The organism is Terrabacter terrigena, from assembly GCF_042676085.1.
Lineage (GTDB): Bacteria > Actinomycetota > Actinomycetes > Actinomycetales > Dermatophilaceae > Terrabacter > Terrabacter terrigena.
The window spans coordinates 124,653-144,019 of the sequence record NZ_JBHTKH010000006.1 but is presented as its reverse complement, the minus strand read 5'-3'; the positions used below and the strand labels follow the sequence as shown (position 1 = coordinate 144,019).

The following is a 19,367-nucleotide window of genomic DNA, read 5'->3' as shown; positions in this document are numbered from 1 at the left end:
TGCCGCACGGGAGTGGCCGGTCTGGCTACCCTCGGAGCATGAGCCGCATCTTCACGGTCAGCGTCGCGTCGGTGTATCCCCACTACGTGAACAAGGTGGAGCGCAAGGGCCGCACCAAGGCCGAGCTCGACCAGGTGATCGAGTGGCTGACCGGCTTCGATGCGGCGGCCCTGGACCGTCACCTGAAGGCCGAGACGACCTTCGAGGACTTCTTCGCCGACGCCCGGCTGAACGCCGGGGTCGACCGGATCAAGGGCGTCGTGTGCGGTGTGCGGGTCGAGGACATCGACGACCCGCTCATGCAGAAGATCCGCTACCTCGACAAGCTCGTCGACGAGCTCGCCAGGGGCAAGGCCGTGGACAAGGTCCTCAGGGCCTGACGCCGGTCGCCCAGGGCCGCTGCCCCGACTGCACGCAGCTCTGCACCCGGCGGACGCGCGGTCGAGACGGCATGCGCCTCAGCGCTGGTCGGTCGAGGCCACGTGCGCGGACGACCCGTCGCGGTGCTCTGCGGCGGACTCTCCAGCGGACTCTCCAGCGGACTCTCCAGCGGACTCAGGAGCGGTCTCCGCACCAGCCTCGACGGCGATGCCGGTCGCCGCGTCGAGCCGCGCGTCGCGCCGCGACTTCCAGAGGCTGGCCACGGTCGTGACCCCGAGGATGAGGACGATGGCGCCGAGCGACACGGAGATGGGGATGTCGGGGACGCCCTCGATCGGCTTGCCGCCGTTCACGAACGGCAGGTTGTTCTCGTGGAGGGCGTGCATGACGAGCTTCACGCCGATGAAGGCGAGCAGCACGGCGAGCCCGACGCTGAGGTAGACGAGCTTCTTCAGCAGGCCTCCGATGAGGAAGTAGAGCTGGCGCAGACCCATCAGGGCGAAGATGTTCGCCGTGAGGACGAGGAACGGCTCCTTGGTCAGGCCGTAGATCGCCGGGATCGAGTCGAGCGCGAAGAGCAGGTCCGTCGTGCCCAGCGCGAGGATCACGATGAGCATCGGCGTGACGAGGCGCTTGCCCTTCTCGAGGACGGTCAGGTGCGTGCCGTGCCACTCCTTGGTGGCCGGGAAGCGCTTCTCGATCCAGAGCAGGAACCGGTTCTCGTGGTACTCGTCGTCGTCGCTCTCTCCCCCGGTCGCGAGCTTGATCGCGGTGTACACGAGGAAGCCGCCGAAGATGTAGAACACCCAGGAGTACGCGTTGATGACGACGGCCCCGAGCGCGATGAAGATGCCGCGCAGCACGATGGCGATGATGATGCCGATCATCAGGGCCGACTGCTGCAGCTTCTGCGGCACCTTGAAGCTGGCCATGATCAGCAGGAAGACGAACAGGTTGTCGACCGAGAGGGAGTACTCGGTGAGCCAGCCGGCGTAGAACTCCCCTGCGAACTGGCCTCCCCACTCGAACCACACGAAGAGGCCGAACAGCACGGCGGCACCGACGTAGAAGGCGAGGTGTCGGCCGGCCTCGGCCATCGAGGGAACATGCGGTCGGCGCGCGATGACGAGCACGTCGATCAGGAGGAACACGGTCATCAGACCGATCGTGAGGAACCAGCCCCAAGCGGGAACGTTCATGGGCACAACCTTCCGGTCACCAGATCAGTAACCGGAGGTCTCTCCCGCCCGGCCGATGCTGTGCGCTGTCGGCAGCCGGACCGACGGGACCGGGAGCTGGCGGTGGAACCTACTCCGTGATGACGAGCCCGTCGTGTCGGGGATACTCCCCTCCGTGAACGCCTGATCCTCTCATCGCAAGGGCCTGGCCCTCAAATCCGGTCCCGCCCCATGGTCATTCGGGTCGTCTGGTGCGCGGCAGCCCGGCCACGACGATCTCGTAGGAGGTCTCGACCGCCTCGAGCAGCTCGTCCTCGTCGATGGCCCCACCGAGGCGCAGTGAGTTCCAGCCGTGGCGGCCGATGTAGGCAAGCACGGACACGTCGTCGGGGTAGCGGTGCAGCCACTCGTCGGCTTCCAGGCGGTTGCCGGCGGACTTGACCCCGATCGACTCCTCGCCGAGGAAGACGAAGATCTTGTCGGCGACCTTGGCGACGGTGTCGCCCTCCCACGGAGAGTCCTCCCAGGCCCCCGGGAGTGCCAGGGCGGCAGCGCGCAGGCGCCCTGCGAGCGTCGTGTCCTGCTCCACGTCGCCGCCGCGCGGGGCCATCAGCGGGTCGCCGCGCTCATCTGCCGCAGCTCCTTCTTCAGCTCGCCGATCTCGTCACGGAGCCGGGCCGCGAGCTCGAAGTGCAGGTCGGCGGCCGCCTGGTGCATCTGCGTGGTCAGCTCCTGGATCAGACCAGCGAGGTCGGCCGCTGCCATGTCGGCCGGACGGTTGGAGGTGCCGCCGGCCGAGACACCGACGTCGGCCGCCATCGCCCCCCGACCGGCGCCGCTCTTGCCACGCGACTGCATGCGCCCGGAGCCGAGCAGCTCCTGGGTGTCGGCGTCCTCACGCTCGAGCAGGTCGGTGATGTCGGCGATCTTCTTGCGCAGCGGCGTCGGGTCGATGCCGTGCTCGGTGTTGTAGGCGATCTGCTTCTCGCGGCGCCGGTTGGTCTCGTCGAGCGCCTGCTCCATCGACGGCGTCATCTTGTCGGCGTACATGTGGACCTGGCCGGACACGTTGCGGGCCGCGCGACCGATCGTCTGGATGAGCGACCTGGCCGACCGGAGGAAGCCCTCCTTGTCGGCGTCGAGGATCGAGACCAGCGAGACCTCGGGCAGGTCGAGGCCCTCACGGAGCAGGTTGATGCCGACGAGGACGTCGAAGACGCCGGTGCGCAGCTCTCGGAGCAGCTCGACCCGGCGCAGGGTGTCGATGTCGCTGTGGAGGTAACGGACCCGGATGCCCTTGTCGAGGAGGTAGTCGGTGAGGTCCTCGGCCATCTTCTTCGTCAGGGTCGTGACGAGCACGCGCTCGTTGCGCTTCGTGCGCTCCTGGATCTCGTGCATGAGGTCGTCGATCTGGCCCTTGGTCGGCTTGAGCACCACCTCGGGGTCGACGAGTCCGGTGGGGCGGATGATCTGCTCGACCGGTGTGCCGGACTTGGCGAGCTCGTACTCCCCCGGCGTCGCCGACAGGTAGATCGTCTGGCCGATGCGCTCGAGGAACTCCTCCCACTTGAGCGGGCGGTTGTCCATCGCGCTCGGCAGGCGGAAGCCGTGCTCGACGAGCATCCGCTTGCGCGACATGTCGCCTTCGTACATGGCGCCGATCTGCGGCACCGTCTGGTGCGACTCGTCGAGGACGAGCATGAAGTCCTCGGGGAAGTAGTCGAGCAGGCAGTTGGGCGCCGACCCGGCGGTGCGGCCGTCGATGTGGCGGCTGTAGTTCTCGATGCCGTTGCAGAAGCCGACCTGCCGCATCATCTCGAGGTCGTAGGTGGTGCGCATGCGCAGGCGCTGCGCCTCGAGCAGCTTGCCCTGCTTCTCGAAGAGGGCGAGCTGGTCCTCGAGCTCGAGCTCGATGCCACGGATGGCGCGCTCCATGCGCTCGGGCCCGGCCACGTAGTGCGAGGCCGGGAAGACGTACATCTCCTGCTCCTCGTTGACGACCTCGCCGGTGACCGGGTGCAACGTGTAGATGCGCTCGATCTCGTCGCCGAAGAACTCGATGCGGATCGCGAGCTCCTCGTAGACCGGGATGATCTCGACGGTGTCGCCCCGCACCCGGAACGTGCCGCGCGTGAAGGCGAGGTCGTTGCGGGTGTACTGCATCTCGACGAACCGGCGCAGCAGGTCGTCGCGCACGATCTCCTGGCCGACCTTGAGCCGGGCCATGCGGTCGACGTACTCCTGCGGGGTGCCGAGGCCGTAGATGCACGAGACCGAGGCGACGACGATGACGTCGCGGCGGGTGAGCAGCGAGTTGGTGGCCGAGTGCCGCAGCCGCTCGACCTCGTCGTTGACCGAGCTGTCCTTCTCGATGTAGGTGTCGGTCTGCGGGATGTACGCCTCGGGCTGGTAGTAGTCGTAGTAGCTGACGAAGTACTCGACGGCGTTGTTGGGCAGCAGCTCGCGGAACTCGTTGGCGAGCTGCGCGGCGAGCGTCTTGTTCGGCGCCATGACGAGCGTCGGCCGCTGCACCTGCTCGATGAGCCAGGCCGTCGTGGCGGACTTGCCGGTGCCGGTGGCACCCAGCAGCACGGTGTCCTGCTCTCCCGCCTTGACGCGTCGCGCGAGCTCGGCGATCGCGGTCGGCTGGTCGCCGCTCGGGGTGTACTCGGAGATCACCTCGAAGGGGGCCACCGTGCGCTGGAGGTCGGTCGTGGGACGCATGGCTCAACCGTACGTCGCACGACCGACAGCGCCCACTCGCCTACTGCTCCCAGACGTAGGCCGGGCGTAGCTCGACGGTGTCGCCCGGACCGGCGAAGCTCACGGCCAGCTCCTCCGCGCGTTCCTGCGACGCCACGTCGAGCAGGAAGAAGCCGGCGAGGTGCTCCTTGCTCTCGGCGTACGGGCCGTCGGTCGCGACGGTGCCGCTCACGTCCCAGCGGTAGAGCCGGGCAGAGACGGGGTCGCCGAGCGCCTCACCGCCCTTGAGCTCGCCGCTCTTCGACAGCTCCTCCAGCATCGCGTCGAACGCGACGCCTCCGCGCTCGCGCTCCTCCTGCGGTCGGGCGAGCGCCTCGGGCATGAAGTTCCCGGTGGGGTGCCCCCAGGGCTGCGGGTTGGAGTGGATGAGGATGACGTACTTCATGGCTCGGTGCCTTTCGGTTCGCGAGCGGCCAGTCTGCCGCTTCACCCGTGACGTCGGAGCCGACCACGCCGTCTCGACATCGTGGCCCAACCGAATGCGCGGGCCCGGGCCTCATGGCACGCGGTGGGTCCACTCCGGAGTGGCGAACTTCTCGTCGACGAGCCGACGGGCCGCCGCGAGCTCACCCTCGGAGTAGTCGGAAGCCTCCGCGCGGTGCCGCCGCGCGAACGAGGCGGCGAACGACTCGAGGATCGCGTCCCGCGTCATCCCGGTCTGCGAGCGCATCGGGTCGACCCGCTTGTTCGCCGACTTCGTGCCCTTGTCGCTCATCTTCTCGCGGCCGATGCGCAGCACCTCGAGCATCTTGTCGGCGTCGATGTCGTAGGCCATCGTCACGTGGTGGAGCACGGCGCCGGCGACGAAGCGCTTCTGCGCGGCACCGCCGATCTTGCCCTTGTCGCTCGCGATGTCGTTGAGCGGCACGAAGTGCGCGTCGACGCCGACGTCCGCGAGCGCCTCGATCACCCACTCGTCGAGGAAGGAGTAGGACCGCTCGAAGCTCAGGCCCTCGACGAGCGAGGTCGGGACGACGAGGGAGTAGGTGATCGTGTTGCCCGGCTCCATGAACATCGCACCGCCGCCCGAGATGCGCCGCACGACGTCGATGCCGTGGCGCTCGGCGCCTTCCGGGTCGACCTCGTTCCGGAACGACTGGAACGAGCCGATGACGACCAGGGGGCTGTCCCAGTCCCAGAACCGAAGCGTCGGCGGGCGTTCGCCCGAGGCGACCTCGCGGGCGATGACCTCGTCGAGCGCGACGTGCATCGCCGGGTCGAGCACGCGCGGCGGGATGACGTCGAAGACGTGGTCGTCCCACCCGGTCGCCTTGCCGAGGGCGCGGCGCACCGCGATGCCGATCGCCTCGGCGGTGAAGCCGATCAGCGAGACGTCGTCGGCCAGGGCACCCGACACGGCACCGGCCAGCTGGTCGACGCCCGCGTCGATCGGCATACCGCTGAGGGCGGCGTTGATGTCGTCGAGCGCCTCGTCGGGCTCGAGGAAGAAGTCGCCCGAGACGCTCACGTCGGCGAGGCGCCCGGCCACCTCCTCGACGTCGACCGCCACGAGCTTGCCACCGGGAACCTTGTACTCACCACGCATGTCACGCACAACACCACACCCCGCCCGGGTATGCCGGAGGCGGGTTCGGCTCGCACGCGCGGTCAGCGCGGGTGCCAGTCGGTGCGCTCGGCCCACGCGTTCGCGCGATGCCAGGCCTGCTCGAACCACGGCTCCTTCGCGAGGACGTAGTCCGACGTCGTCGCGTGCTGCTGGAGCAGCCGACGCTTCTCGGCCGCGTACGCGTCGCGCTCGGCCGGCTCGTGGCGCAGCCAGTCGCGGAACAGCAGCGCGAAACGCCAGCCGGCAGAGCCGTGCTCGCGTACGTGGACGTGCACGTGGTTGCCGGGGTCGCAGCCGCCGAGGAAGCGCTTGCCCCACCGCTCGGGGGCGTCGCCCGACGGGTGCGGCGTGTCGGTCTCGTTGCCGAGGCTGTGGACGTATCCCGCGTGGGCGAGCGACCGCTTCACGTCGTCACGGTCTGCGTCGGCGAGGTGGCGCACGCCTACCTGCACGTCGATGACGTCCTTCGCGAGGAGGCCCGGCACCGACGTCGAGCCGACGTGCGACACCTCGGTGGCGACCCCGGCGGGTGCCAGCGCGGCGGCGAGCCGGGCGACGACGCGCTCGGCGCGGGCCTCCCAGTCGGGGCGCGGCTCCACGACGCAGTCGTTCGAGCGGTCCGGACGCCGCGACCGCGTTGCGTCCGCGAGGTTGGCGGCGAACGGGGCCAGTCGCTGCTCCCACAGCAGGTCGACCGCGCGCTCCAGCTCGCCGGGGGTGCCGTCGTTCGGCAGCAGGACGTCCGCGACTGCGCGCCTCTCGGCGTCGGTGGCCTGAGCGGCGATCCGGCGCCTGGCATCTGCCGCGTCGAGGCCGCGCTGCTCGACCAGCCGGCGCACCCGGGTGTCCGGGTCGGCCTCGACGACCACAGCAAGGTGCTCGTGCACCCAGAGGCCGCGCTCGACGAGCAGCGGCATGTCGTAGACGGACACGGCGTCGGCGGGCGCGGTCGAGCGCAGCTGCGCGACCCGCGCGGCGATCGCCGGACCGGTGATGGCATCGAGCGCCGCCAGCTCGTCCGCGTCGGCGAAGACGACCGCCGCCAGCCCGGCGCGGTCGAGGCTGCCGTCGGGACGGATCACGGCGTCTCCGAAGCGCTCTCGGATCGCCTCCAGCGTCGGCTGCCCCGGCTCGACGACCTCACGTGCCACCGCGTCGGCGTCGACGAGGTGTGCGCCGAGCTCGTCGAGCCGCCGCGACACCGTCGACTTGCCAGACCCGATCCCTCCGGTGACCCCGACGCGCAGCACGCCCCCACCCTACGGGGGCGGCCCGGTCAGGCGAGGCGCGCGGGGAAGCCGCCCCGGGCGATCGGTCCCCACCGGGTCGGCGTGACGCGCAGCAGCGACTTGCCCTGGTCGCGCATGGCCTGGCGGTACTCGTCCCAGTCGGGGTGCTCGCCGGAGATCGCGCGGTAGTAGTCGACGAGGGGCTCGACGGAGTCGGGCAGGTCGATGACCTCGCAGTCGCCGTCGACCTGCACCCACTCGCCGCCGAAGTCGTCCGACAGGACCAGGACGCTGACGTGCGGGCGCTTCCGGGCGTTGGCGGTCTTGGCGCGCTCGGGATAGGTCGAGATGACGATGCGGCCCTCGTCGTCGACGCCGCCGGTGACCGGTGACGTCTGCGGACGACCGTCGGTGCGCTGCGTCACGAGCACCATCGAGTGCCGTGGCCGGACGAAGTCGAGCAGCCCGTCGCGGTCGACCTCGGTGTTGGTGGCGATCTGGCGTGGCATCTCAGTCCTCCTGGAGCTCCGGTGGGCCGACGCTGGCCCGGGCGAAGACCGCGACGAGCGCCTCGGCCAGCCAACCGGCATACATCCGGTGGCTCCAGCCGCTGCGCCGCACGAAGCGGTCGTAGATCTCGGGTGCGGTGATGGCCCACACGATGTCGATGAAGCGTTCGTGGTCGAGCTCGGGAGGCAGCCCGTGCGCGCGCTCGAGGGCGTTGAGGGCGTTGGTGTTGCCCGCCCGGCGTTCACGGTCGATCGTCGCGACGAAGTCCTGGAGCCCGGTGTCGCCGCCGGCCCCCTGCGCCAGGATCACGCCGAGGAGCGGGCCGACCCGCTCGTAGATGGTCGCGCAGAGTGCCGCGTACGCCCGGACGAACGACTCGCGGTCGGGGGCCTCGGACATCGCCCGGAACTCCGGCCGGTCCTGCATGGCGACCGGGGCGTCGTCGCCGGCGAGCATGACGTCGTAGACCGCCTTGACGACGTCGGCCTTGCCGCCCACCGCGTTGTAGACCGTCTGCGCACTGACACCGGCCGACGACGCGAGCTGGCTGACCGACATGGCGTGGTAGCCCTCGCGGAGCAGGATCTCGCCGGCCGTGTCGATGATCCGGCGTCGTGTGGCGCGGGCCGCCTCAGCGCGTGCGCTGTTGTCGTACACCCGGTCTGTTGACATCGGTGCCCTTCGAAAAGCATCATGGTTTCGCTGGAACGGCGTTCCAGCGAATGGGTGGGGTCCAGGGGTCCCCACCCATACCGCTGCACTCGCGGCCGTGCCCACAGCGGCGCCTGTCGACCGCACGAGTGTGCCACGCCATTCCCGGCCTCCGCCCGCAGGGGCTCATGAGGGGGAGCGAGGGGCCGGACGACGTGTCCGTCCCCTCGCTGGCGTGCGGTCCTGCTCCTGACGTCAGGCCGGTGAGGCAGACCGCGACGTCGACGCCACCACCGCGAGCGCACGGTCGGGATAGTCGGTCACGATGCCGTCGACGCCGGCCTCGACGAGCTCGACGATGCGCGGCGGCTCGTTCACGGTCCACGGCAGGACGGCGAGTCCGGCTGCGTGCGCCCGGTCGACGAAGGCGGCGTCGACCATCGCGTCGTCCGGCGAGATGACCTGAGCCCCCACAGCGACCGCGCCGTCGCACACGTCGTGGTGCGACTCCCCCGGAACGACGCTGCCGGTCAACGGGCTCCCCGGATGCCATGTCACCGAGGACTCCACGAGGGCCGACCGCAGCACGTCGGGGGCCAGCGCGGCCGACAGCTCGAGGACCGCCCAGTCGAACGAGTGCACGAAGCACTGCCGCTCGACGGCGTGGTCGTGCACGTCGGTGAGCACGCCCTCGAGAAGCTGCCGGCGGGCCGACACCTCGCGCTCGTCACGCGGGTCGACCTTGAGCTCGATCGTCCACCACACACCCGGCGCGCTCTCGACGCCGTGGGCCAGCACCTCCGACAGCGTGGAGATGCGCGCGCCCGGATCGGCCTGCTGCCCGGGGCAGTCGGGCAATGTGAGGCTGCCGACGTCGACCGTGCGCAGCTGCGCCAGGGTCAGGTCGTCGACGCGCGCACCGACGAGGTCCGGCCCGGTGGACCGGCACTTGTGCGGCAGCAGCTCGGCGTCGTGCCACACCACCACCCGTCCGTCGGCGGTCAGCCGAACGTCGAGCTCGACCCCGGTGGCACCGACGCCGTATGCCGCCGCGAAGCCGGCCAGGGTGTTCTCGACGACCAGCCCCTTGGCGCCGCGGTGGCCCTCCACGTCGAAACGGCCGGACGCCCAGGGTCCGGGGCGCGAGCTCACCTCAGGCCCCGATCCGCTCACCCGACGCGGCGTCGAAGACGTGCACCTCGCCGCGGTTCGGCTGCACGTGCACGACATCACCGACCGTGAGGTGCGTGCGCTTGTCGAGACGGACCGTCACCCGCCCGGCGTCCTCCCCGGCCCCTGCGGGACGCCCGTAGACGAACGACTCGGAGCCGAGCGACTCGACCAGCTCGACGTTGAGCGCGACCGACGAGGAGTCCCCGTCGCCCTCGGGCGACCCGACGACGTGCCACGACTCGGGACGCAGGCCGACCACGACCTTCTCCCCCGCGCGACCCGCGACACCGCGGTCGAGCGGCACTGAGACGCCGTGCACCTCGGCGTTGCCCTCACGAACCGAGGACTCGACGAGCGTGATGGCCGGCGACCCGATGAACGACGCGACGAACGTGTTGACGGGCGCGTCGTAGAGGCGCTCGGGGGTGTCGACCTGCTGGAGCCTGCCGTCGCGCAGGACCGCGACGCGGTGGCCCATCGTCATCGCCTCGACCTGGTCGTGGGTGACGTAGACGGTCGTGATGCCGAGCCGGCGCTGCAGTCCGGCGATCTGCGAGCGGGTCGACACGCGCAGCTTCGCGTCGAGGTTCGACAGCGGCTCGTCCATGCAGAACACCTTCGGGTTGCGGACGATCGCCCGGCCCATCGCGACGCGCTGGCGCTGGCCGCCGGACATCTGCCCGGGCTTGCGATCGAGCAGCTGCTCGAGCTCGAGGATCTTCGCGGCCTCGGCGACCCGCTGCCTCGTCTCGGCCTTGCTGACCTTGGCGTTGTCGAGGGCGAAGGCCATGTTCTGGGCCGCCGTCATGTTCGGGTAGAGCGCGTAGCTCTGGAACACCATGGCGATGTCACGGTCGCGCGGACGCACGCCCTTCTGGTCGTGCCCGTCGACGAGGACGCGGCCGCCGTCGACCGGCTCGAGACCGGCGAGCATGCGCAGCGTCGTCGACTTGCCGCAGCCCGAGGGGCCGACGAGGACGAGGAACTCACCGTCGGCGATGTCGAGCGTGATGCCGTCGACCGCAGGTGCGTCGTCCTTGGAGAACTTACGAGTCGCCTCGTCGAAGTACACGGTTGCCATGGAAGGCCTCTCGGGTCGTTCTGGTCTGGTGCGGCACCCGCCGGGCCCCGTGGGCGTCGGGACCCGGCGGCATACCCAAGCGGTGTGTCAGGCGCCGAGCTTGCTCTTGATCTGCGAGTCGAAGACCTGCTGGCTCTCGGCGTCGAGCGCCTTGAAGACCGTTGCGACGTCCTGGCCCTGGACGACCTGGTCGAGCGCCTTGCCGATGCGGGCACCGCCACCGGGCAGGAGGACTCGGACGTTGTCCTGCGATCGGGTCTTGGGCAGCTGCTCGATCGCCGTCTTCGCGTTGGGGTTCTTCTCGAGGAACGCCTTCTCCTCCGGCAGGTCGACGGCCGACTTGCGCACGGGCATGTAACCGGTCGCCTGCGTGAAGGTGACGGTGTTCTGCGCGTTGGTGAGGAACTCGATGAACTTCAGCGCGTTCTTCTTGCGGTCGTCGCCGATGTTCGCCGGGATGCCGACGCCGGCACCACCGGTCGGGCAGTTGCCCTCACCGGGCAGGAACGCCGTGCCGACGTCGAACTTGGCGTCCTTCGCGACGCCACCCAGCGAGCCGGTCGACATCATGCTGCAGCCGACGATGCCGGCCGTGAAGTCGGGGGCGGGGTCCTTCGACAGCTTGAGGAAGCCGTTCTTCGCAAGGTCCTGGAGGTACGTGCCCGCCTTGACCGTGTGGGGGTCGGAGAAGGTCGGCGTCCACTCCTTCGAGTAGGCGCCGCCGTAGCCCCACACCATGTTCTGGAAGACCCAGTCGAGGTAGTTCGAGCCGTCCGGCAGCTCCATCACGATCTTGTCGGAGCCGGCGGCCGCCTTGAGCTTCGGCGCCCACGTGAGGAACTCGTCCCAGTCCTTCGGGCCGCGGTCCTCGAGGCCGGCAGCCTTCCAGAGGTCCTTGTTGTAGTAGAAGAGCGGCGTCGACCGCGAGAACGGCAGGGCGAAGTGCTTGTCGCCGAGGGTGTAGTCGTTGTAGAGCGCGTCGACGTAGTCGCTCGTGTCGATCTTCGCGGCCGACAGCAGGTCGTCGAGGGGGGCGAGCTGCTTGTTGAGTGCGAAGTTGAACCACGTGACGTCGGAGACGACGACGACGTCGGGCAGCTGGCCGCCGGCGAGCGAGGCGTTGAACTTCTGCGCGACCTCCTCGTAGTTCTTGCCGGCGTCGACGAGCTTGACCTTGAGGTTCGGGTTGGCGGCCTCGAAGGCCTTGATGATCTGCTGTTCCACCGGCTTGCTGTTGCCGGGGTGGTTGCTCCAGAACTCGATGGTGTTGCTCGAGGCGCCACCGCCGTTGCCGCCGGAGGACGGTGCGGTGCCGGTGCCGGCGCAGGCCGCGAGCCCGGCGACGCCTGCCGCCCCGGCGAGCCCGAGGAAGCCTCGGCGTGAGAACTCGTTCATGGGGGGTGCCTTTCCCTGTAGGTGGTGCGTGGGGTGGTGGGAGGACGGCGAGCCCGTGACCCGGTCGCCGACGAGTGGTTGGTCAGCTCTTGACGGCGCCTGCGGTGAGGCCCTTGATCATCTGGCGCTGCAGGAAGAGGAAGAGCACCAGGATCGGCAGCATCGCGAGGATCGTCCCGGCCATGACCGGGCCCCAGTTCGTGACGCCGTCGTTGTTCTGCAGGAAGGTGAGCCCGACGGGCAGCGTCGCGGTCGTCTCGTCGTCGGACATGAGGTAGGGCCAGAGGTACTCGTTCCACTCGTTGACCACGGTGATGAGCGAGAACGCGACGAGTGTCGGCCACGACATGGGCATGACGACGCGCCAGAGCAGCTTCATGGGGCCGGCGCCGTCGAGCCTTGCCGCCTCGATGATCTCGCCCGGCAGGCTGAGGAACTGGTTGCGCATGAGGAAGGTGCCGAAGGCGACGCCGGCCAGCGGGATGATGATGCCCTGGAAGGTGTTGCGCCAGCCCAGCTGCGCGACGAGGGCGTAGTTGCTGATCACGGTGATCTGGTTGGGCACCATGAGCGCAGCGATGACGACGAGGAACACGACCGACCGCCCGGGAAATCGCAGCAGCGACAAGGCGTACGCGCTGAGGACGCCGAGCACGATCTTCGACACGGCCGTCGCCGACGTGATGACGACGGAGTTGCGCACGTAGTCGAAGAACGGGATGCGCGTCGTCAGCTCGTGGTAGTTGTCCGTGGTCGCCGGGTCGGGCCACCACTGGGCGGGGCGCACGTAGATGTCGCCGCGGTCCTTGAACGACGTGATGAGGATCCAGAAGAGCGGGACGGCGACGAGCAGGACGACGAGCACGATGCCGACGTAGCCCAGGGCGGTCCACACCGGACCGCGGTTGTGCGTCGAGGCCTCTGCGCTGTGGGCCGCCCGGCGTCGCTGCCGACGGCTGCGCTGCGGCGGGACCGACTCGTCGTCGAGCGTTCCGATGACGGTGGACGTGCTCATGACTTCTGCCCCCGGTCCATGAAGCGCACCTGGACGACCGTGACGGCGAGCAGGATGACGAACATGATGGTCGCGACGGTGGCGCCGTACCCGGCGCGCTGGTTGACGAAGGTCTCCTGGTACACCTGGTAGACGAGCGTGGCGGTGCCGTTGCCCTGCGGACCCCCGCGGGTCATGACGTTGATGATGTCGAAGACCTGGACCGAGCTGAGCAGCACGGTGATCGACAGGAAGAACGTCGTCGGCCGCAGCTGCGGCATGAGCACGCGGCGGAACCGCGTCCACGCCGACGCGCCGTCGATCTCGGCAGCCTCGTCGAGGTCGGCTCGGCGGCCCTGCAGCGCGGCCAGGTAGATGACGAAGGTGTAGCCGAGGTTCTTCCAGATGTAGGTGACGGTCACCATGAAGAGCGCCCACCCCGGCTGCTGGTAGAAGTCGGGCGAACCGACTCCGATGCGGGCGAGCAGGTCTCGCACGAGGCCGAACTGCGGGTCGAAGACGAACTGGAAGGCGATGCCGACGGCGGCGCCCGAGATGACGAACGGGGCGAAGACGACCGAGCGGACGAGGTTGCGGCCCTTGAGCTTCTGGTCGAGCAGGAGCGCGAGCCCGAGGCCGAGTGCCATCGAGACACCGACCGTGGCGACGGTGAACACCAGCGTGTTGCGCACCACGACGCGTGTGTCGTCGCGGCCGAACCATTCGACGTAGTTGGACAACCCGACCGGGTTGGCGACGGGCGAGCTGATGTTCCAGTCGGTGAACGAGAGCCGGATGTTGTCGAGCAACGGGCGGTAGGTGAAGACGACGAGCAGGACGAGGTTGGGAAGGAGGAGCAGGGCTGCGAGGGTCCACTCCCAGACCCGCCCGCTCGATCGTCGAGGCGCCGGACCCACCTGCTCGGGGGGTCCCGCCGACACCGAGGTGTCACGTCGCGAATCGGTCACGGATGACTGCACCCCGACAAACTAGCCGCGCAGATGCACCGGTTGCGGCTTTGGGACGTCAGGCTTTCGACGCGGAGCTGAACTCCTGTCTCGAGGCGTTCCTCGTACGGGAGCCGGCGGGCGCGCTCAGAGCCGGTCGAGGGCCGCGAGGTATCGCTGCGTCATCCAGTCCTGCGCGGTTCGGCTGATGGGTCCTCCGAGTCTCGCCAGGAACGAGGCGGGCCTGGAGAAGCCGGTCACCGTGAACTGGATCGCACCGTCGGAGTCGTGGTCGAGGACGAACCGCTCCTCGCCGGACTCGGGGTGCCCGGGGAGCGTGCCGTAGGCGAACCCCCTGCGGCCCGGCTCGTCGAAGACCTCGACGACACGGCACGGGATCCGCAGTGACATCGGACCGAGACCGAGCCGCATCACCACGACGGTGCCGACCTGAGCCGTCGCATCGGAGGCATGGACACGAAGACCAGCCATCTCATGCATCCGCCACCCCATCAGGTCCTGGACTGCGGCGTCGAAGTCCCGCCGACGTAGGCGCGTGGTGACGTGGAAGCGCCTGGAGCCGGTAGGGAACCGACCGGCCCCGGTCCGGGTCGTCGCGTACGACAGGGGCGCAGCTCGCAGACCGGCCGCAGCGTCCTGACGGAGCAGATGGACTGGCATGGCTCCATCATCCACCTGACAGTCAGGAACGGCCGGTGATGGGTCGTACGGTCAGCGTGCCTTGCCGCGACCGGGCCCGAGCCAGCCTCGGCGCGTGTGGGTCGTTCGGTCGGCCGCACAGTGAGGGTGACGGGAACGTGTACGAGACGACCATGTGATAGGTGCCTGGCGGCGTCGAGGCCGGGATGGTGAGTGTCGCGCCCACGAGACGCTGGTCGGCGTCACCTGCACCGAGGCGAGCGTTCGGGTGGTGACCGGGTCGGTCAGGTCCGTGTTGCCTTCCGGGACCGCGAGGAGCTGCCGGGTCCCGATGATGAAGGTGACCGAGGCGACCGGCGCGTCGGGCCTGTTGTGTGCGGTGGGCCCGCCGGCTGGCGCGGCGACGATCACTCGACGCTGCTGCGTGAGTCTCTACGGATCGGTCGAACCATCGGCTCCTGACAAGCCCACACCACCGCGTCACGCGGCTCCCTTGCCGTTCGAAGCGCGGAGCGCCGATGGCCCGAGCGGATGGCTGCGCCAGCCTGTCTCAGATCCGCGCCGCCCTTCGACCCTGTGGCAGGATCGCCGGGTGCTGCGGCTCACCGATTTCATCATCGACTGCCCGGACACGATGGAGCTGGCAGCCTTCTACTCCGAGGTGACGGGTCGTCCGCTCAAGGAGGGCAGCCACGGCAACTGGGCCGGCATACAGTTCGGCGAGATCGAGCTGGCCTTCACCCCGGTGGAGGACTACCGCGCCCCGCAGTGGCCCGACGGTGAACACCCCAAGCAGTTCCACCTCGACTTCGAGGTTGACGACGTCGAGGCCGAACAGAGCCGTGTCCTGGCCCTGGGCGCGACCCTGCAGCAGGACTCCATCGGCCCCGACGGCTACGGCTGGCGCGTCTACACCGACCCCGTCGGCCACCCGTTCTGCCTCTGCCGCAACAAGGGTGTCAGCTGGACCGAGCAGGGGCCGATCTGGCCCAAGAGCAGCTAGAGCGCCACCCGGAGAGGGCCGCCTCCTCAGGGCGGCAACACCGCCCCCTTGTCACCTTCTCTACGCCCCGCGCACCGAGCTCGCGGTCGATCCTGTTGACTGTGCCTGTCACGTCGCATGCTGTACCCGCATCAAGGCGGAGGGCTCCATGGGCAGGTTGATCTACGCGGCCAACGTCTCACTCGACGGCTTCCTCGAGGACGAGACCGGTTCGTTCGACTGGTCCGTTCCGGATGAGGCCGTGCACGCGTTCTGGAACGAGCACGAGCGGCACATCGGCACGTCGCTCTATGGGCGACGCATGTACGAGACGATGCGCGTCTGGGAGAGCGACGACTGGTTGGCGAACGAGCCCGCAGTCGTGCGCGAGTACGCAGGCATCTGGCGTGACACCGACAAGGTGGTCTACTCCACCTCACTCAGCCACGTGTCGAGCGCGCGCACGAGGATCGAGCGTCAGTTCGACCCCGAGGAGGTGCGGCGGCTCAAGGAGACGTCCGGCTCGGACCTGAGCATCGGAGGTGCGGGGATCGGGGCCGAAGCCTTCCGACACGGCCTGGTCGACGAGTGTGTGCTGCTGCTGTCCCCGGTCGTCGTCGGCGGCGGCAAGCCGGCGCTGCCTCGCGGCACACGGCTCGAGCTCGAGCTGCTCGACCAACGTCGATTCGACAACGGCGTGGTGTACGTCCGCCACGCGGTCCGACACCCCGCCTGACCCATGCGCCGGCCAGCGTGAGAGTCCTTCGCCCAGCGCGGCATGAAGACGCTGTGGCGGACCGCTGGCCAGCCCTACCTTCGCGCGTGCCCACGTGGAGCGTCCGCGGTTGGCCACCAGTAGAGGGCGATGGCAGCAAGGAACAGCGCCAAGCCCGCGCGGGCGGTCCACGTCGCGGGTGTCGAAGCGGGTGGGTCGAACGTCCCCCAGAGCAAAGTCGTGAACGCGCGTGCCGCCCACGTCATGTTCTCCATGCGGCTCTGAGCCGGTGGGGCGTCGTCAGCGGCGGGGCCTTTGCTGACCATGAGGAGCGACGCGATCGTCACCACGACGCCGAGTGCGCCCGCCGCGAAGGCGAGTAGCCGCCGTGCCTCCTCTCGGTCGCTCATCCATGCCCGTCGGGCATCGAGCGCGGCGCCCAGGGGAAGCCCGGGCGACCATCGGCCCGACCAGAGCAGCCGGGCCGGCACGCTGGGTCGTGGGCGCACGAGCGTCACGGTGACGAACGCGAGACCGGGACCGGACAGCAGTGACCACGTCAGGGCGTCATCGGTGAGGCGGGGGCCGAAGCCCGCTGCCAGGAGCGTGCTCAGAATGAACCAACCGCCGGCAAGCACGCACGCAGCACGTGCGCGGGCGGCGTTCCATCGCGGGCTCCCTGTCACGTTGCGAAGTGTGTCCGAAGACCACTGCCTTGCGCCGGTGCTTGGGGGAAGTCTCCGTTGAACCCGGACGTCCGCTCATCGGCACGCTCGCTCGCGAGGCGGCGCACGAGCGAGGGGGCCCGACGGGCGCTCACCCGCCGCGCTCACGAGCGGTGGGTGAAGGCCCAGTCCAGGCCGTCCTCGCCGTGGTCGTCGAAGGCTGGATCGCGTCGCAGGCCGATCTTTGTGGCGACCCTCTGACTGGCGAGGTTCGTGGGGCGGATGCGAGCGACGACGGGCTCGGCGGGAAGCGACTCCTGCGCCCAGTGCAACAGGGCGGCCGCGGCCTCCGTGGCGTAGCCCTGTCCCCAGGCAGAGGGATGAAAGCGGTACATGAGGTTGAGTACGCGGTCCTCCTTGATGGTCATCCACCGGAGACCACAGCTGCCAACCAGTCGACCCGTCTCCTCTTCGAAGACGCAACAGTTTCCGAAACCGTGCCGCTCCCAGTGCCGCAGCCACTGCGTCACCAGCGCTTCGACGTCCTCCAGCTCCGTCACCAGGTCCGACGGGTTGTGCTGGACGACCGACGGATCCGACAGGATGTCGAGGACCGCTACGGCGTCAGCCAGCGCCGGCTGCCGTAGCGACAACCGCGCGGTCAACATGCGAACGGGCTGACGGAGCACCTCGGAAATGTACTGGTGGCGCGTCCGGCCAGCACTTCGGGCGACATCCTCCTCCTGGCACGGGGGGTCGTTCAGCCGTGACGCACGAGAGCCCCGGACCGTGATGGTCCGGGGCTCTCGGCGTCAGGCGACGACTGGCGTCAGTTGCCCGTCAGCTTCTCGCGAAGCGCGGCGAGCGCCTCGTCGGAAGCCAGGGTGCCCTCGGCCGGGGCCGGAGCGTTGCGCGGTGCGCGGTCGCCACGGTCGGCGTCGCCCGAGTCGGCGACGTCACCGGTCGCGGACGAGTAGGACGTCGCGGAGCCGGCGTTGGCCGCAGCCTCGGCGTCGGCCTTCGTCGCGGCGTCGACCTGGGCCTTGTGGGCCTCCCAGCGGGCGTGGGCGTCGGCATACTGACGCTCCCACTTCTCGCGCTGGGCGTCGAAGCCCTCGAGCCACTCGTTCGTCTCCGGGTCGAAGCCCTCGGGGTACTTGTAGTTGCCCTGCTCGTCGTACTCCGCAGCCATGCCGTAGAGGGTCGGGTCGAACTCCGACGCCGCGACGGCCTGGTCGTTGGCCTGCTTGAGCGAGAGCGAGATGCGGCGACGCTCGAGGTCGATGTCGATGACCTTGACGAAGATCTCGTCGTTGACGTTGACGACCTGCTCGGGCAGCTCCACGTGGCGCTCGGCCAGCTCGGAGATGTGGACGAGGCCCTCGATGCCGTCCTCGACGCGCACGAACGCACCGAACGGGACGAGCTTGGTGACCTTGCCCGGGACGACCTGGCCGATGGCGTGGGTCCGCGCGAAGTGCTGCCACGGGTCCTCCTGCGTCGCCTTCAGCGACAGGGAGACACGCTCGCGGTCCATGTCGACGTCGAGCACCTCGACGGTGACCTCGGTGCCGACCTCGACGACCTCGGACGGGTGGTCGATGTGCTTCCACGACAGCTCGGAGACGTGGACGAGACCGTCGACACCGCCGAGGTCCACGAACGCACCGAAGTTGACGATCGAGGACACGACGCCCGAACGGACCTGGCCCTTCTGGAGCTCCTTGAGGAACGTCGTGCGCACCTCGGACTGCGTCTGCTCGAGCCAGGCACGGCGCGACAGGACCACGTTGTTGCGGTTCTTGTCGAGCTCGATGATCTTGGCCTCGATCTCCTTGCCGACGTACGGCTGGAGGTCGCGGACACGGCGCATCTCGACGAGCGAGGCGGGCAGGAAGCCACGGAGGCCGATGTCGAGGATGAGGCCACCCTTGACGACCTCGATGACGGTGCCGGTGACGACGCCGTCCTCCTCCTTGACCTTCTCGATCGTGCCCCAAGCGCGCTCGTACTGCGCACGCTTCTTGGACAGGATCAGACGGCCTTCCTTGTCCTCCTTCTGGAGAACGAGGGCCTCGACCTCGTCACCGACCTTGACGATCTCGCCCGGGTCGACGTCGTGCTTGATGGACAGCTCGCGCGAGGGGATGACGCCCTCGGTCTTGTAGCCGATGTCGAGCAGGACCTCGTCCCGGTCGACCTTGACGATGCGACCCTCGACGATGTCGCCGTCGTTGAAGTCCTTGATGGTGGCGTCGATCGCCGCAAGGATGTCTTCCTGAGAGCCGATGTCGTTGATGGCGATCTCAGGCGCGGTCTTCTCGACCGTGTTGGCAGTCATGTAGTAGGAACTCCGATTGTGGACAGTTAGATTGGGGACCTCGCGACGACGCGCCTGACGGCCCGTCGACCCGATGCCTTGTGGACGGGTGCAACATTGAGCATGCGCACACGGATGTGCCCGGCAATCCTATCC

Annotated in this window: 20 protein-coding genes; 3 read left to right on the top strand and 17 right to left on the bottom strand. The window is 69.0% G+C overall.

Annotated features, from left to right (window positions below):
- The first annotated feature begins 38 nt into the window (after positions 1–38).
- A complete protein-coding gene (locus ACFQ2V_RS11175) occupies positions 39–380 on the top strand; it encodes a DUF2200 domain-containing protein (protein ID WP_386052769.1) in 342 nt (113 codons plus the stop codon).
- 78 nt (positions 381–458) lie between these two features.
- On the opposite strand, the gene ACFQ2V_RS11170 is transcribed toward ACFQ2V_RS11175, so the two are convergent.
- The 14 genes from ACFQ2V_RS11170 to ACFQ2V_RS11105 all read right to left on the bottom strand — a co-directional run bounded on the left by ACFQ2V_RS11170 (position 459) and on the right by ACFQ2V_RS11105 (position 14,550).
- Entirely contained in the window at positions 459–1,580 is a 1,122-nt protein-coding gene (locus ACFQ2V_RS11170; RefSeq protein WP_386052768.1) for a TerC family protein, read from the bottom strand.
- 214 nt (positions 1,581–1,794) lie between these two features.
- Positions 1,795–2,169 carry an MmcQ/YjbR family DNA-binding protein gene (locus tag ACFQ2V_RS11165; RefSeq protein WP_386052767.1) on the bottom strand — a complete coding sequence of 125 codons (375 nt, stop codon included), beginning with the start codon at positions 2,167–2,169 and terminating at the stop codon, positions 1,795–1,797.
- Positions 2,169–4,283 carry an excinuclease ABC subunit UvrB gene (uvrB, locus tag ACFQ2V_RS11160; RefSeq protein WP_386052766.1) on the bottom strand — a complete coding sequence of 705 codons (2,115 nt, stop codon included), beginning with the start codon at positions 4,281–4,283 and terminating at the stop codon, positions 2,169–2,171. Before uvrB ends, ACFQ2V_RS11165 begins: the two co-directional genes overlap by 1 nt.
- Before the next feature lie 40 nt (positions 4,284–4,323).
- Entirely contained in the window at positions 4,324–4,707 is a 384-nt protein-coding gene (locus ACFQ2V_RS11155; RefSeq protein ID WP_386052765.1) for a YciI family protein, read from the bottom strand.
- A gap of 111 nt (positions 4,708–4,818) precedes the next feature.
- Positions 4,819–5,868 carry a lipoate--protein ligase family protein gene (locus ACFQ2V_RS11150; protein ID WP_386052764.1) on the bottom strand — a complete coding sequence of 350 codons (1,050 nt, stop codon included), beginning with the start codon at positions 5,866–5,868 and terminating at the stop codon, positions 4,819–4,821.
- A 62-nt stretch (positions 5,869–5,930) separates the two neighbouring features.
- Entirely contained in the window at positions 5,931–7,139 is a 1,209-nt protein-coding gene (gene coaE / locus ACFQ2V_RS11145) for a dephospho-CoA kinase (RefSeq protein ID WP_386052763.1), read from the bottom strand.
- Between the two features lie 26 nt (positions 7,140–7,165).
- Positions 7,166–7,627, bottom strand: a complete 462-nt coding sequence (locus ACFQ2V_RS11140; RefSeq protein WP_386052762.1) for a PPOX class F420-dependent oxidoreductase — start codon at positions 7,625–7,627, stop codon at positions 7,166–7,168.
- A gap of 1 nt (position 7,628) precedes the next feature.
- Positions 7,629–8,300 (bottom strand): TetR/AcrR family transcriptional regulator, encoded by a 672-nt coding sequence (locus tag ACFQ2V_RS11135; protein WP_386052761.1) that lies wholly within the window; start codon positions 8,298–8,300, stop codon positions 7,629–7,631.
- Between the two features lie 234 nt (positions 8,301–8,534).
- The gene (locus ACFQ2V_RS11130) at positions 8,535–9,431 is read right to left on the bottom strand and encodes a glycerophosphodiester phosphodiesterase family protein (protein ID WP_386052760.1); all 897 of its coding nucleotides are present in this window, start codon (positions 9,429–9,431) and stop codon (positions 8,535–8,537) included.
- 1 nt (position 9,432) lies between these two features.
- On the bottom strand, positions 9,433–10,533 hold the full coding sequence (locus ACFQ2V_RS11125) for an ABC transporter ATP-binding protein (RefSeq protein WP_386052759.1): 1,101 nt from the start codon (positions 10,531–10,533) through the stop codon (positions 9,433–9,435).
- An 87-nt stretch (positions 10,534–10,620) separates the two neighbouring features.
- On the bottom strand, positions 10,621–11,928 hold the full coding sequence (locus ACFQ2V_RS11120; RefSeq protein WP_386052758.1) for an ABC transporter substrate-binding protein: 1,308 nt from the start codon (positions 11,926–11,928) through the stop codon (positions 10,621–10,623).
- A gap of 82 nt (positions 11,929–12,010) precedes the next feature.
- Positions 12,011–12,943, bottom strand: a complete 933-nt coding sequence (locus ACFQ2V_RS11115; protein ID WP_386052757.1) for a carbohydrate ABC transporter permease — start codon at positions 12,941–12,943, stop codon at positions 12,011–12,013.
- Entirely contained in the window at positions 12,940–13,890 is a 951-nt protein-coding gene (locus ACFQ2V_RS11110) for a carbohydrate ABC transporter permease (protein ID WP_386052756.1), read from the bottom strand. Before ACFQ2V_RS11110 ends, ACFQ2V_RS11115 begins: the two co-directional genes overlap by 4 nt.
- A gap of 126 nt (positions 13,891–14,016) precedes the next feature.
- Positions 14,017–14,550 (bottom strand): DUF1990 family protein, encoded by a 534-nt coding sequence (locus ACFQ2V_RS11105; protein WP_386052755.1) that lies wholly within the window; start codon positions 14,548–14,550, stop codon positions 14,017–14,019.
- 571 nt (positions 14,551–15,121) lie between these two features.
- On the opposite strand from ACFQ2V_RS11105, the gene ACFQ2V_RS11100 reads away from it, so the two are divergent.
- The gene (locus tag ACFQ2V_RS11100; protein ID WP_386052754.1) at positions 15,122–15,532 is read left to right on the top strand and encodes a VOC family protein; all 411 of its coding nucleotides are present in this window, start codon (positions 15,122–15,124) and stop codon (positions 15,530–15,532) included.
- Positions 15,533–15,680: 148 nt separating this feature from the next.
- Entirely contained in the window at positions 15,681–16,247 is a 567-nt protein-coding gene (locus ACFQ2V_RS11095) for a dihydrofolate reductase family protein (RefSeq protein WP_386052753.1), read from the top strand.
- 74 nt (positions 16,248–16,321) lie between these two features.
- Here the strand turns inward: ACFQ2V_RS11095 and ACFQ2V_RS11090 are convergent, their stop codons facing one another.
- From ACFQ2V_RS11090 to rpsA, 3 genes are all read right to left on the bottom strand, one after another.
- Positions 16,322–16,912: a hypothetical protein gene (locus tag ACFQ2V_RS11090; RefSeq protein ID WP_386052752.1), complete on the bottom strand. Its 591-nt coding sequence runs from the start codon at positions 16,910–16,912 to the stop codon at positions 16,322–16,324.
- Positions 16,913–17,055: 143 nt separating this feature from the next.
- The gene (locus ACFQ2V_RS11085; RefSeq protein WP_386052751.1) at positions 17,056–17,580 is read right to left on the bottom strand and encodes a GNAT family N-acetyltransferase; all 525 of its coding nucleotides are present in this window, start codon (positions 17,578–17,580) and stop codon (positions 17,056–17,058) included.
- A 140-nt stretch (positions 17,581–17,720) separates the two neighbouring features.
- Positions 17,721–19,232 (bottom strand): 30S ribosomal protein S1, encoded by a 1,512-nt coding sequence (gene rpsA / locus ACFQ2V_RS11080; RefSeq protein WP_386052750.1) that lies wholly within the window; start codon positions 19,230–19,232, stop codon positions 17,721–17,723.
- Positions 19,233–19,367 lie beyond the last annotated feature (135 nt).